This is a genomic window from Rhodococcus sp. PSi06 (genome assembly GCF_054960675.1).
In genome coordinates, this window is record NZ_JBHNYO010000001.1 from 284935 (window position 1) to 297871 (window position 12937).

At 63.3% G+C, this 12937-nt stretch carries 18 protein-coding genes; 11 read left to right on the top strand and 7 right to left on the bottom strand.

The genetic code is table 11. From position 1 onward, the window contains the following. The first annotated feature begins 126 nt into the window (after positions 1-126). The 4 genes from ACFI9K_RS01455 to ACFI9K_RS01470 all read left to right on the top strand — a co-directional run bounded on the left by ACFI9K_RS01455 (position 127) and on the right by ACFI9K_RS01470 (position 2257). Complete coding sequence (locus tag ACFI9K_RS01455) at positions 127-360, top strand: type II toxin-antitoxin system Phd/YefM family antitoxin (protein WP_462661870.1); 234 nt, start codon at positions 127-129, stop codon at positions 358-360. Next, positions 357-755, top strand: a complete 399-nt coding sequence (locus ACFI9K_RS01460) for a type II toxin-antitoxin system VapC family toxin (protein ID WP_462661871.1) — start codon at positions 357-359, stop codon at positions 753-755. The genes ACFI9K_RS01455 and ACFI9K_RS01460 overlap by 4 nt, the downstream gene beginning before the upstream one ends. 141 nt (positions 756-896) lie before the next feature. Continuing rightward, positions 897-1745 carry a GGDEF domain-containing protein gene (locus ACFI9K_RS01465; protein ID WP_462661872.1) on the top strand — a complete coding sequence of 283 codons (849 nt, stop codon included), beginning with the start codon at positions 897-899 and terminating at the stop codon, positions 1743-1745. A 161-nt stretch (positions 1746-1906) separates the two neighbouring features. After that, on the top strand, positions 1907-2257 hold the full coding sequence (locus ACFI9K_RS01470; protein WP_462661873.1) for a VOC family protein: 351 nt from the start codon (positions 1907-1909) through the stop codon (positions 2255-2257). A gap of 128 nt (positions 2258-2385) precedes the next feature. On the opposite strand, the gene ACFI9K_RS01475 is transcribed toward ACFI9K_RS01470, so the two are convergent. The 3 genes from ACFI9K_RS01475 to ACFI9K_RS01485 form a co-directional block, all read right to left on the bottom strand. Then, complete coding sequence (locus ACFI9K_RS01475) at positions 2386-2799, bottom strand: hypothetical protein (protein WP_462661874.1); 414 nt, start codon at positions 2797-2799, stop codon at positions 2386-2388. A gap of 470 nt (positions 2800-3269) precedes the next feature. Further along, on the bottom strand, positions 3270-3779 hold the full coding sequence (locus ACFI9K_RS01480; RefSeq protein WP_462661875.1) for a GNAT family N-acetyltransferase: 510 nt from the start codon (positions 3777-3779) through the stop codon (positions 3270-3272). Positions 3780-3838: 59 nt separating this feature from the next. Beyond that, positions 3839-4867 carry an ABC transporter substrate-binding protein gene (locus ACFI9K_RS01485; protein WP_462661876.1) on the bottom strand — a complete coding sequence of 343 codons (1029 nt, stop codon included), beginning with the start codon at positions 4865-4867 and terminating at the stop codon, positions 3839-3841. A 178-nt stretch (positions 4868-5045) separates the two neighbouring features. On the opposite strand from ACFI9K_RS01485, the gene ACFI9K_RS01490 reads away from it, so the two are divergent. From ACFI9K_RS01490 to ACFI9K_RS01505, 4 genes are read left to right on the top strand one after another with little or no spacing between them, the layout of a single operon-like run. After that, positions 5046-6029 (top strand): intradiol ring-cleavage dioxygenase, encoded by a 984-nt coding sequence (locus ACFI9K_RS01490; protein WP_462661877.1) that lies wholly within the window; start codon positions 5046-5048, stop codon positions 6027-6029. 32 nt (positions 6030-6061) lie between these two features. Beyond that, complete coding sequence (locus ACFI9K_RS01495; protein ID WP_462661878.1) at positions 6062-6256, top strand: twin-arginine translocase TatA/TatE family subunit; 195 nt, start codon at positions 6062-6064, stop codon at positions 6254-6256. Then, on the top strand, positions 6253-7068 hold the full coding sequence (tatC, locus tag ACFI9K_RS01500; RefSeq protein WP_462661879.1) for a twin-arginine translocase subunit TatC: 816 nt from the start codon (positions 6253-6255) through the stop codon (positions 7066-7068). Before ACFI9K_RS01495 ends, tatC begins: the two co-directional genes overlap by 4 nt. Next, entirely contained in the window at positions 7056-7544 is a 489-nt protein-coding gene (locus ACFI9K_RS01505; protein ID WP_462661880.1) for a Sec-independent protein translocase subunit TatA/TatB, read from the top strand. The genes tatC and ACFI9K_RS01505 overlap by 13 nt, the downstream gene beginning before the upstream one ends. Here ACFI9K_RS01505 and ACFI9K_RS01510 read toward each other — a convergent pair. Continuing rightward, the gene (locus ACFI9K_RS01510) at positions 7486-8070 is read right to left on the bottom strand and encodes an LppA family lipoprotein (RefSeq protein WP_462661881.1); all 585 of its coding nucleotides are present in this window, start codon (positions 8068-8070) and stop codon (positions 7486-7488) included. The genes ACFI9K_RS01505 and ACFI9K_RS01510 overlap by 59 nt on opposite strands. A gap of 182 nt (positions 8071-8252) precedes the next feature. Here ACFI9K_RS01510 and ACFI9K_RS01515 point away from each other — a divergent pair, with 182 nt between their 5' ends. Next, the gene (locus tag ACFI9K_RS01515; protein WP_462661882.1) at positions 8253-9275 is read left to right on the top strand and encodes a hypothetical protein; all 1023 of its coding nucleotides are present in this window, start codon (positions 8253-8255) and stop codon (positions 9273-9275) included. A 10-nt stretch (positions 9276-9285) separates the two neighbouring features. Here the strand turns inward: ACFI9K_RS01515 and ACFI9K_RS01520 are convergent, their stop codons facing one another. Further along, a complete protein-coding gene (locus ACFI9K_RS01520; protein ID WP_377451033.1) occupies positions 9286-9789 on the bottom strand; it encodes an LppA family lipoprotein in 504 nt (167 codons plus the stop codon). A 59-nt stretch (positions 9790-9848) separates the two neighbouring features. Then, on the bottom strand, positions 9849-11573 hold the full coding sequence (locus ACFI9K_RS01525) for an alpha/beta hydrolase (RefSeq protein WP_462661883.1): 1725 nt from the start codon (positions 11571-11573) through the stop codon (positions 9849-9851). Positions 11574-11626: 53 nt separating this feature from the next. On the opposite strand from ACFI9K_RS01525, the gene ACFI9K_RS01530 reads away from it, so the two are divergent. After that, a complete protein-coding gene (locus tag ACFI9K_RS01530) occupies positions 11627-11962 on the top strand; it encodes a WXG100 family type VII secretion target (RefSeq protein ID WP_462661884.1) in 336 nt (111 codons plus the stop codon). Here ACFI9K_RS01530 and ACFI9K_RS01535 read toward each other — a convergent pair whose 3' ends face one another. Then, positions 11963-12631, bottom strand: coding sequence for a chymotrypsin family serine protease (locus ACFI9K_RS01535; RefSeq protein WP_462661885.1), 669 nt, complete (start codon positions 12629-12631; stop codon positions 11963-11965). An 88-nt stretch (positions 12632-12719) separates the two neighbouring features. Here ACFI9K_RS01535 and ACFI9K_RS01540 point away from each other — a divergent pair, with 88 nt between their 5' ends. Next, positions 12720-12932 (top strand): hypothetical protein, encoded by a 213-nt coding sequence (locus ACFI9K_RS01540; RefSeq protein ID WP_462661886.1) that lies wholly within the window; start codon positions 12720-12722, stop codon positions 12930-12932. Positions 12933-12937 lie beyond the last annotated feature (5 nt).

Here is a 12937-nt window from a genome sequence, read left to right on the forward strand (position 1 = left end):
ACTACTCCTTTCGAGCAAATATTGTGCCCCCATTTTGGCACTCAGCAGGCGAGAGTGCCAAACCGCAGAGGGCTGAACACGAAGAAAAGACTATTCGGACCAGTCGCACTGGTCTAATCTGTGGCGGTGAAGACGATCACCAGTACAGAAGCCAAGACGCGGCTCAATGCGATCTTGGCCGAGGTCGAGCAAACTGGCGTCTCGGTCACGATCACCAACCACGGTCGCCCGGTTGCTGTGCTGACGCCCGCTCGACCGACACCGCGCGTCTTCGGCCAACTGCGAGATCTCGTCGTGCCGGATTCTTTCGACGAACCTCTCCCTCCGTCGGAGCTCGCCGCGTGGGGGTCGCCGGAGTGACCTCGTTCCTTCTCGACACCAATGCACTGCTGCGGCTCGTCACCGATCCGGACAGGATGCCCGAGGACGTTCGCGAGACCCTCGCCGATCAAGGAAACGAGTTGATGGTCTCAGCTGCTTCGGCGTGGGAGATCGCAATCAAGACTCGGATCGGCCGACTCGACGGGCGAACCTTGCTGTCGACGTGGACCGAGGTGTTGATGGGAATGAACGCAACCGACCTTGCGATCGACTCCGCAGACGCGTCGGAAGCCGGGCGGCTCGACTGGGACCACGAGGATCCGTTCGACAGAATCATCGTTGCCCAAGCCCTCCGTCGACACCTGACGATCGTCACGAGCGACCGAATCGTCCTCGAAGGGGCGTTGACGCCGACACTCGATACCCGCGGGTGACGGCGAACGGTTCCCGAAAGTCGTACATTCGTACAATTTTGTTATCTGCCGTGGTCCGCCGACGTGAGCGACAGCTCTGGGATCGCCCCGGCCTCGACTAGACTCCCGTTGAAGGAAGGGGAGAAAGTAGGTCGTTGCGTCGTGGAGGAACACCGGTACAGGCGCATCTTCGCCTCGAGCCCCGTGGCGCAGGCTCTCTCCGACGCCGAAGGATTGTTCGTCGACGTCAATGCCGCCTACTGTGAACTGGTCGGCCTCTCCTCCTCGGAACTGATAGGTCGGTCCGCAACGGTGCACACTCACCCGGACGACCTCGCTCTTCACGGGAGCGTCGAGGAGCTGATGGCCGCCGGCACAGCCGCGGAAACGTCTGTGAAGCTCGAGGTGCGTTTCGTTCGACCGAACGACGAGATTCGCTGGGTTCTGCTCACCCTGGTTCCTTTCGTCGGCCCGTCCGAGGCCGACTGGACACTCGCTGCCGCTCTCGATGTCACCGAACGAAAAGAGATCGAGGACGGCATCCTTCATGCGTCCCGAACAGATCAACTGACCGGTGCACTCAACCGTCGCGGATGGTCGGACTACGCGGTGTCCGTCGTCGACGACCATTCGGTCGACACGGTCGTCGCTGTCCTCGATCTGGATCACTTCAAACAGTTCAACGACAACTTCGGCCACGCTGCCGGCGACGCGTTGCTTCGCGACTTCGTATCGACTGCTCGCAGCTGCATCGGCGACGGCGGACTTCTGGCACGTTGGGGTGGAGAGGAATTCGTGATCACTCAGCGTAACTGCGATCGTCGAGACGCTCTTCGATCACTCGAAGCTCTCGCAGCCGCGGTCGCATCTTCGGGGGTGACGTTCTCGGCCGGATACACACTTCAGCGACCGGACGAAGGTCTTCGCAACACTCTCGACAGAGCCGACGCGCTGATGTTCCAGGCGAAGCGCGCCGGTCGCAACCGAATGGTCACCGACGCACCTCACTGACGCCGCGACATCCGATGCAGGGATACCCTCAGACGTCAGCGGCACTCTGCTGCAATGGATTTCGATCCCTTGCGTGATGGGTGCATGCAGAGAGGCCGAGTCTCTGCACTCTGGCGACCGGATCGTGGGTGACGTGGGTGGCCGGCGCATACGATGACGTCATGATCGGACGTATAGATGAGGTCGTATTCGACTGTACGGAGCCGGCTGTGTTGGCGCAGTTCTGGGCGGGTGTACTCGGCGGGCAACCTGCGATGCGCGACGACTCATGGCATTTCGTCGATGTTTCAGGGTTCACTCGGTTGGCGTTTCAGCGAGTTCCCGAGGGCAAATCTGTCAAGAACCGGCTTCATCTCGACGTCGACGTGCCGAGCATCGACGACGCCGTCGAACAGGCCGTCGGCCTCGGCGCGACGGTGGTCGGGAGTCGGCACTCCGATGCGGCCGGGTCCTTTCAGGTGCTCCGGGACCCCGAGGGCAACGAGTGGTGTCTGGTGACGCCGCCCCGCTGATCAGAAGATCTCGCGGTCGTTCACGTCGAGTGTTCGCCGGGCGCAATTTCCACTAGAAAACTTGCAGCACAATTGACTTGATCCCACCTATGGACGAGGTTCGCGGCGCAGGACACACCTGACTCGGCTCAGCGATGACGCCAGAGCCGGACCAGTACGTACATATTTCCCGCGGCCCCCGTGATGTAAGGGACGACGACAAGCAACGCGGTGCCCGGGGTGAGCTGTGGACCCCAGCTGTTCGGGTCGCGTAGCTCGGGTGAGACTACCTCCTCCGTGACTACGAAGACGAGGCAGGCATAGAGGACTGTTGCTACCACGGAGCTGACCGAAACGAGCCACCGTCCGGCCCGAAAGTTGCGGTTGCCGAGTACCGCTGCTCCGAGCAGCGAGAGCACCGTCACGGGAGCAAAGATCACCAGACCGAACACTCCCAGGAACATCCACGTGGCGACGACGTCACCGACAACCGTTCCGGAATTGGCGAGGAAGACTCCGCTCGGGATCAACACACCGAGAACGATCAACGGCAATAACGCCACCCACCTCACCCACACGGCATCTCGCGAGCCTCGCTCCGTATCCGATATACCCCGGGTGCCGTTCCCGACCCCGGCCGACTTACGGCGTGTGAAGTCTTCGGCTCGACCGATCATCCGGTCACGATGCCATACGTGCGCGGGGGTCGCCCGGGACGAATAGTCGATCCGACCCGCAACATATTCGAGCGGAATTGGTCGGGTTGGAGAACGAACCCGTCAGCTTTGCAGCAGGTTTCGTTCGAGAGCGTCACGGCCGGCGCTGCCACAGCGGTTGAGTACCGGGTCTTCCCGGAGTCGACGGACGGACATCGCGGTCAGATCACTCGTGCACAAACGCACTGGGCCGTTTCCCAGTGCCGCTGTGAGTCCGTCGACGAGGGTGGACAGGAAGTAGGGGCGCCGTTGATCGACACCGGCAAACGATCCCTCTGGAATCGCAGGTTCGACGAGAATGGGCACGAGGCCCTTTCTTACAGGGTGCCCTCGAGTCTGTAGTGGCGCGAGCGCACGCAGTCGTTCAACTCCTCCGTGTAGTGGGTGAAGCCGATGCGTTCGGCTACTCGGAAAGAGCGTTCGTTCGCCACATTCACGCTCGCCACCAACGGAATCTCCGGGAGCGTGCGGGCCCGCCAGTCCACGATTGCTCGAGCCGCCTCCGCTGCGTAGCCGCTGCCCCACACCTCCGGGCTGAAGCGGTAGGCAAGATTGAGAACAACGTCGCCGTGAAACTCACGGACCCGAATCCCGGCCAACCCGATCACAACCGGGCTGGTGCGGGTACTCACCGCGCAGTACCCGAACCCGTGTTCCGTCCAGTGCGTCAGCCATGAGTCGACCAGGAGATCGACCTGTTCGGCGTCGGGCGGATCCGACTCGAACTGGGTGGTACGGGGATCGGTGTGCAGCTCGATCATCGCCGGTCGATCCTCTTCGCGGACGGGTCGCAGGATCAACCGGGCAGTTTCGACGTCGCTGAACACAACTGCAATTTAGCGCCCCGCCGCGACGCAGCCCACGACGACGTCGCTCCCGCCTCTCGTCAGCTTTCGGGATTCACAGCGGCTGCGAGTCCGTCGACGAGGGTGGGCAGGAAGTAGGGAATCGACAGTGCCGTCGGGCCTACTGCAGCTCCGACTTCCTGGCCCACGAATCCCGCGACCACACCCGCGGCGACTGCTGGAATCTGCCGGGACACAGGTGAATCGACGAATTGCTGCAGGGCGTCCTCGGTGTCGACCTGAGTGAACACGACGTCGGCGTCGATTTTCGAGATGTTCTCCGCCGAGACGGTGGTCGAATACGTGGCGTCGTCGGTCGCGAGGTCGGTCACCGACGCAGGCGAGACGAAGCCCAGGTTCTCCAACAGCTCCACTCGAGGATCCGACGGCAGCAGCAGGTAGTACACGTCTGCAGCCTCGGACACGTATGCGATCGACTGGCCGTCGAATTCGGGATGTTGCGCACCTGCCTCGGTCACCTGCCGGTCCAGATCGGCTACCAGATCGCGTGCGCGGTCCGGGACGCCCAGAACATCACCGATGGTGGTGATGACATCTCGCCACGGCGTCGACCACAGTTCTTCCGGCGGTGCGATGACGGGGATGCCGGCGTCGGTCACTGCGTCGTATTCGGCCTCGGTCAAGCCGGAGTGTGGGGCCAGCAGCACATCGGGATCGGCAGCGAGAACCTTCTCGACCGTCAGTGCGCTCGTGACGTTGTCGAGCAGAACGGGTGCCGTCTCGCCGCTCGCGTCGATGGCGTCGGAGATCCACGGGTAGATCAGATCGTCACCGCCGCCGTATTCGGCCGACGGCATGGCAACGGGCACCACCCCGAGCGCGAGTACTGCGTCGGTGGTGCCGAAGCCCCATGTTGCGACCCGCTCCGGCACGGCGTCGAGGGTGGTCTCGCCGTACATGTGTTGCACGGTCAGCGGAAACGAGCCGGTCGCCTGCACGTCGGCCGGGGCCTCGGCGGTATCGGACGCGCTGCAACCAGCGAGTGCGATGGATGCAGCCACCGCGGCGGTGAGCAGGGCAGCGAAGCGGGAGGTAGCGCGATACGTCATGAAAGTCCTGTATGTCGGTGATCGGACTTGTAGGTTAGCCTTGGCTACCTTTTCGTCGCAATCCGGCCGCTCGACGCTCACAGGAACCGTGCAGCGAGGGTTCAGCGTCCTCACCGGAACATCGACCAGTATCGGCATTACCGAAAAGAACCGATGCCATCTCAGAGGAGATCCGACGATGACCCGAATTCCAAAGCCCGTCAACACTTCTGACGGACCCACCTACGAGGGACGCCTGCTCGATCGCCCCACCGAGGACGTGGTCGATCAGGGTGCCGGATTCGATATCACCACCCTGGTCACCCGCCGCCGAGTGCTGGCGATGGTCGGTGCGGGAGCGGGAGCCTTCGCATTGGCTGCCTGCTCCACCACGTCGAGCAGCGGAAGTACCACCACTGCAGCGGTATCCACCACCACCGCCACTGCGAGTGCAACGAGCGAAATCCCCCAGGAGACCAACGGACCCTACCCGGCCGACGGCACCAATGGAGTCAACGTTCTCGAGCAGTCGGGGATCGTGCGTAGCGACATCACGTCGAGTCTCGACGGCGGCACCACAGTCGAGGGAACGCCATTGTCGTTCACCTTCGCCCTCACCGACATGGCGAACGACAACCGACCGTTCGAGGGTGCCGCCGTGTACTTGTGGCAGTGCGACGCGGACGGCCAATATTCGATGTACTCCGAGGGTGTCGAGGACGAGACGTATCTGCGCGGCATTCAAGCGGCAGGGGCGGACGGCACGGTCACGTTCGAGACCATCGTCCCCGGCTGCTATTCCGGCCGCTGGACGCACATGCACTTCGAGGTCTATCCCGATGCGGCGTCGGCGACCAACGCGGACAACGCCATTGCCACCTCTCAGGTCGCGTTCCCTCAGGACATGCTCGATGCGATCTACCAACTCGACACCTATCCGAACTCGGCGAAGAATCTGGCCCAGCTCGGCAGCCTCGACAACGACAACGTCTTCGGCGACGGCTACGACCTCGAGATGGGGACGTTCTCCGGCGACCCCACATCCGGCTACGTCGGATCGCTTGCCGTAGCAATCGACACGTCTACCGAGCCCGCCGCAGGAGGCGGCGGAGCACCCGGTGGAGGCGGCGGTCAGCCCCCGGCGGGCGGGCCACCCGGTGCCGGCTCGGCACCCACCAACTGATCACTCATACCGACACCACCGAAGGAATTACTATGTTGCACAACCTAACCGGATGGCACGCCCTGATCGTTCTCGCCATCCTGCTGCTCGTGTTCGGCTCCACCAAACTGCCGTCCCTCGCCAAGGGCGTCGGGCAGTCGATGCGCATCCTCAAAGACGAAGTGCACGAGGAGAAAACAGCGTCAACGCGCGACGACGCCGCAGTGCCGTACCGACAGGCGTCATGACCACGGCCACCGCCGCGCGAGCTCAGCGGGAGCCGGTCACGCGGGCTACCGCTCCGCGGGGCGCGATGCCCCTCGCCGGGCACATGCGCGAGGCACGTCGCCGCGCTGTCCGCGCGGCGGTGTCCCTGCTCGTTGGCATAGCCATCGGATTTGCCCTGTCCGATCGGATTCTCGACGTACTGCGCGCACCCGTCGAGCAACTCGCCCTGTCCCGCCAGGCCAGCCTCAACTTCGAAACAGTCACCGGTGCTTTCGATCTCGAACTGAGAATCGCGCTGTTCACCGGTGTGATCGTGTCGAGTCCGGTGTGGTTGCGTGAGCTGTTCGCCTACCTCACCCCCGGGCTGACCCGTCGAGAAAAGAAGTACGTGTATGGATTCTCCGCCGCAGCGGTCCCATTGTTCCTGGGCGGGTGCATGTTCGGGTTCAGCATCTTCCCGCGCATGGTCAGCGTGCTTGCCGGCTTCTCATCCGACGAGGACAGCACCATTCTCAATGCCTCGTACTACGTGGATTTCGTCATGAAGATCGTGTTGGCGACCGGCATCGCCTTCGTCCTTCCCGCCGTGCTGGTGATGCTGAACTGTCTCGGCATCCTTTCCGCACACCGGCTGCGCAGCAGCTGGCGGATCAGCGTCGTCGCCATTGCCCTGTTCAGCGCGCTCGTCACACCCGCTGCAGATGTGCTGTCGATGTTCCTGGTCGCGCTGCCGATGGCGACACTCTTCGGAGCAGCGATCGCAATCACCGCGATACACGACAGGCGTGCTCTCAAACCACCGAAACCGGAGCTCACAACATGTTCGGCTTGACCATCGAGAAATTGTTCCTGGTCGCGATCATCGCCGGGTTCGTCCTCGGCCCCTCGCGCCTACCGGGGTACGCCCATGGGCTCGGACGGGCCGTGCGCACGGTACGTCATTTCGTCGAGACCACCCGCAGCGCAGCGGAAGACGAGATGGGTGTTCCCCTGCGGCGGAGTGAATGGGAATCGATCGACTTGCGCCAATACGACCCGCGGCGAATAGTCTCCGACGCACTACGCGACACCGAGCCCCTGCAGCAAAACCACTCACCGTCGGAAGATGTTCTCGCCGAGGCCGACCGAGTGCGACCCGGTCAGAAATATCTGATCACCGGGCCGGCGTCGCATCCCCGACGCATCCTCATCGACTCACTACCCCGACACGATCCCCGTCGCATCGCGGCGCAACGGCAACCGGACACCGTTACTTCGCATACTGGTCCTGATCCGACAATGTCAGGTGGCAACCGGTTCGAGCAGTGATGACGCCGGCTTCCAAGGTCCCGAGGCCGAACTGCACCTTGTCCTCGCCGAGCAGCAGCACGTCGTGATTACCCGAGGTATCGGCCCGCACCTGTACCTCGGTTGCGCCGACGCGGGCGGCGATCTCTTGCACACGTGAGAATGCCTGTGGCCATGCGTCGTCGGGGATCGGACCGTCGAACACGACGTTGCGGAGCGTCGAGGCCGAGGCGCTACTAGGGTCACCCGGAACGGCCTCGCACGACACTGTTTGCTCGTCGCGATTGCGAAACCACGTCAGGTTCGGAACGACACCTACGACGGCGTCCGCCATCTCGATCACGAGCGGCTCGAGTGCCGCGAGTTCCTCTTCTGCAGTGCCTTTCGCATACAGCGCGTCTTTGATCGCTGCCACGTCTTGATCGTTCACAGCCGGCTCCCCCGTACCGGTACCGCACCCGGTACTCACGCCGACAACCGTCAACGCCATTGCGACAACGCGAACTATTTTGCGGGTGTCCCAGTTGTCTATCGCAGTCAGATGCATAACTCCCCCGGCTCCTCGCCTGTCCCCCACAGGCCCCGGTCATTAGATCATTCGTGTCGAGGGGGATGTGAAGCCCGCATCCGCTCACCTCGCCACCCGCAGCGGGTTAGTACTCGTTAACACTCGCAGGTTAGAACTGCGAAAGAGGGACGATCAGTAACACATTCCTGCATGATGTAGCGATGACTACCAGCGTCTTGGCTGCTTCGGAGTCGGGTGTGTCCGCAATTGCGTTGTGGACCTTGATCGTCGTGGTGATCGCGGCGATGGGTGCTGCATGGGCGGCACTGAGCGTGCGTCGGCTCGGCGCCAACGAGGACGTCATCTCTCGCGAGGTGGCGGCGCTGCACAATGCTGTCGATCGTCAGGTGCGGCAGTCGGGCGAGAGCGACTCGTGGAACCGCGACCAGGTGACCGCACGGTACCAGGAGCTGCTCTTCGCGCTGTCGAATGTCGATCGTGTTGTGGCCGAGGAGATTTCCGAGGCAGTGATCTCGACACCGGTGGGCGATCTCGCTGCTGCGACCAAGGCGTTGAACAAGGCCTACGATCAACTGAACCTGGCGCTCACCGCGGCCTTGGTGGTTGCCCGCAGACGCGTCCATCCACTGGCGTTGGAGCTCTCGACGGGCATCGATCGCCGAGTGTTGTCCCCGCTGGCCCCCGAGGCCGGTATCCCTGCGCCCGCGCACGAACGCTTACAGAGCGAGCACGCGTACATCACCAGGATGCACTCGTTGTTGCTCACTGCGATGCGCGCCGATCTGGGCCTTCTCGATCCCAGTGCCGAGGCCACACTGATCTTCACCACGAAGGAAGTGGAGTCCGGTGTGATGGCGGACCGGTCGACGGCAGCCGGGTCCAGTGGGGTGCAGTTGATCAACCTGCTCGAGGATTTCGGGGTGTCGCCACTGCTGGGAGCGGCCGACGACTACGTGATGTCCGACGAGTTGGTGGTTCAATGCGAGTTGCTCTACAGCTCGGTGAGCCCGTCTTTCGAGGCAGTGATGCGGCACATAGGCGACGAGATCCATCTCGCCATCCGGCCCGATCTCTCCGACGCACGGCTCGACGAGATCTACGAGATCGCCGTCCGCCTGGTCGAGGCCGGCTTACGTGGAAGTATCCACCGCAGAGACGGATTGGACGGCAGTAGCCTGTTCCTCATCGATCCGACGCATAAGCCAGGCGTGGATCGGGTCTAGGGCCGATCGATCACCGTAGGTAGCAACCCGTCGTGATCATCAGCGCGGTGCGTCCGCCTGCACCCAGCAGTATCTGGCCGCCGTCGGGGTCGCGCAGACTCACCGAGCGCTGTGTCCCGTCGTCACGCCCCTGACCGACACCGTCGAAACCGTTGGCGACGGCGATGGAATTGACCGCCTCGAGCACGGCCGGCCACCGATCGGCCGGGATCGGCGCATCGGAACTGAACGGCACGAGCGTCACATTGAGGCCGGGCGTATTGGAATACGGCTCATCGCAGGGTGATTCGCTACGCGTACGGGTGGTCGACCATTCCAGTCCCGGTACCAGATTCGAGATCGCCGCCTTGATGTCTTCCTGCATTCGCTCGAAGGCGGGCTCCACTGTGCTCTGGCGCCCCTCCCGCTGCTTCAACTCCTCGAACCGCAGGGCGGTCTGCTCTGCAACGATTTCCGAGTCGGCCTTTCCACGCGGACGATGCTCTCCCTCGTATGGCTCCGGCGTGTTGCTCATGCATCCCCCTGAAAGCGCCGCCGTGAGCAGTGCGGCTGCGCACACTATTGTCGATCGTGTCATCGGGCCACTGCCACATCTGGAATGCCCGCGATCACGGCGGCTTGATTGAACTGACTCGTGGTGTCCAGCTTGTAGTAGTCGCTGTGGCTTCCCATTCGTTCGACGATCGGTCCGGTGAATCGGTCGGTGGACATCAGCGCGACGTCGGTTCCGTCGGGCATCACCACGTCGGCGGCGCGAGTCGACAAATCGTGAATGCCGTTGATTTCACGTGGATCGCCGTCGAATGCGGCGAGGGCCGCGACACCGTCCCCGCCTGACGCGAGGGTGTACGCGTCACCGGTGATGTCGAGCGCACCCAGGTTGTCGGTACCGACCCCAGGCGACCCCATGAACACTGCGTCGTCCACACCGGTCCCGTTCTGTAGCGCGAATCCTGTTGTCAGAGAACCATAAGAGTGCCCGACGGCTGTCAGGTGCGGATCGTCCGAACGCGATGCGTCGATGCCGTCGAGGAACGAGGCGAGCCTGCTGCCTCCGGCCTGGGCCATGTCGTCGGACAACACCCCGACGTTCTGCGGGGCCTCGTATCCCATGTAGGCGACCGATGCGACGGTCTGTCCAGCGGCGTCGGGACTGTAGTGATCGAGTTGCCACTGCGAGAGTTGACGGATGTTCGCTGCGTCGTTCACCAGGCTGCCGAGCCCACCGTTGACAGTGCTGGTGAAGCCTGGCGTATGTACCGACACATGATCCGCCGTGTCCACGTCACCGACTGCGACGACGGCGGTGGCCAGCGTCTGTTCGGGTGAGGCATCGAAGGCCAGTAGCTGCCGGTCCGGAACCGGAATGCGCTGGCCGTCCGCGCCCAGCACGAAGTTGCCGTCCGCTCCCGTCTGGAACAGCAGATGTTCGACGGCGTCGAGCGACGAGCGTTTGTCGAGCGCCATTTCCAGCCGCTTCTCGTCCGTCGCACTACCGGACCGATCGAAGCGGGCCTGTGCCTCGTTGACCTGACCGTCGATGGAGCTGCGCTCGATGTCCAATCGAGCAAGGTTCGCGCTCGACCGCTCTACTGCCGGAATGCCGTCGAGGTCACCGATCCACTGCGGTCGCTCTTCTCGGACGAAAGTGCGCTGATCGTCGCTGAGCGAGTTCCACCATTGATTGTTCTCGGCCGAATTTCCCTCTCGCGGCGGCTGTGGAGCTTTCGTCGCACCTTGCTCGTCGCCGATTCCGAGTGCCTCGCGCACATCGGTACTGTCGTTGTCGCTGATCAGGTTTCGAGCAGCTGCGGTCATGATGTCGGCCGCGTTGTCCTCGATTTCTGTTCCGCGACGGACAATTTCGCCGATGCGGTCGAGGAGTTCGGCTTTCATTCGCTGACGGTCGACGGCTTCGGCATCGGTCTGATCCGCGGGTCGCTCGAAAGCCCATCTGTCCCACAACGTGTTGTCGTTGCAGACTGCGAACTCGTGCGCAAAGGCCAGTGACGAGACCTCGGCAAGTGCACGCTTCAATGCCGTCACAGCATCTTCCGTGTCGCCGGTGAGTCGCTTGATGGCTCCCACCTGCGCAGCGCTGTCGGTCAGGTGATCGACAACGGCATCGAACGCGCGGCGAGCCACGTCACTGGACTCCCCCACCCAGCCGTCGACAAGCTTGATCTGATCGAGCTGATCGCCCAGATCGATCAGGGTGCTGGCTCTGCTGGTCAGCGAGCTGCTGAGCCGCTCGAGGCCCGCCGTGTCCCAGTCGTTGATTCCCCCGATGTCAACCACGCGGTCAAGCTACCAGCTCACTCCACCCTCGACCGGGTGTTACGTTCACCGTAGTGACAGGTACCAACGGCCTCGGGGGAGGAAATGCGATGGGGGATCGGCTGGAAGTCAGTGTGGCGGTGCTTCTCGACGCGGCGGGCAGAACCGATCTTGCGATCGAAAGAGCATCCGAGGATCTGGTCGTGGTGGCACGAGATTTGTCGACGGCTACAGCATGCTGGCCGGGAGCCGCCGGTGCGGCCTACTCGACCCTGCTGTCCGGTTGGGAGGCTGCCGACTCGACGTTGTCGACCGATGTGAAAGACCTGGCTCGAAAACTGCAGGCATCGGCCCGCGACTATGCGGAGGCCGAGGCTCGAACGGAAGCGCGACTTCGCGGAGCCGGCTGATCACACCGGCCGGAAGCCGGCACCCGCCGCACCCGACGCGTTCAGTAGGCGCAACGATTCCGACACCGACGCGTAGGCGGTGGGAGTGAGCAACGGAGCTCCCGAGGCATGGCTGGCGATTCCGACGAGCGTAGTGCCGGCCACCAGTGGAGCTCCCGAGTCTGCCCAGATGGTGACCGCGTCGGACATCAGGTCGACGCCGCGATCCTCGACGATCGTGCCGCAGGTCCGTCCGCTGCCGAGCCCGCTCTTGCAGACCGGCTGCCCCACCGACCCGACGCCGATGTCCGTCACGGTGATTCCGTTCAGGCTCGATACCGGCGTGACCTTGGTGGGGTCGAGAACGATGACGCCGTAGTCGGGCCCCCAATGCCCGACGGCCGTAGTGCCGACCGGGGCGGCAGGCGATCCGACGAGTGTCACGGGCAGGCCCGTTCGCAGAATGCAGTGCCCTGCGGTGAGCGCGACGAGTCTGCCCGCGTCGTCGTATCCGACGGCCGCGATGGAGCAGACGGTGAGGTCGTCGATGCCTCCGGTGGTGACGAAGCCGCTACCGGGCCCAACTACCGGAAGTGGTGCGGCGGCGGCGGTACCGGGGGCTACAGTGCCGAGGGCAATCACCGCAGCGACGAACAGTCCACTGACGAAACCGAGTCGGGCGTTCTTCATGGCGGATATTTCTCCTAGACGAACGTTGGGGGCGGCACAAACGAAACTGGACGCGATTCGGCACCATCCAAACAGCTGAGTGCCACGAATGCGAGTCATGATGTGGGCACTCGTTATTGTCTCCGTGTGGTTGGTGATCGGCGCTGTTACCGCCGTGTGTATCGTCCTCGGCCTTCGCCGTGTCGACGCCGAGCAGGCCGCAGCCGAGTTGGCGGGCAGAATGACTGACGACAAACCAGCGATCACCGACGACAAACCGACGATCACTGACGACATACCGGCGCAGATGCACGCCGCGTAGTCGAG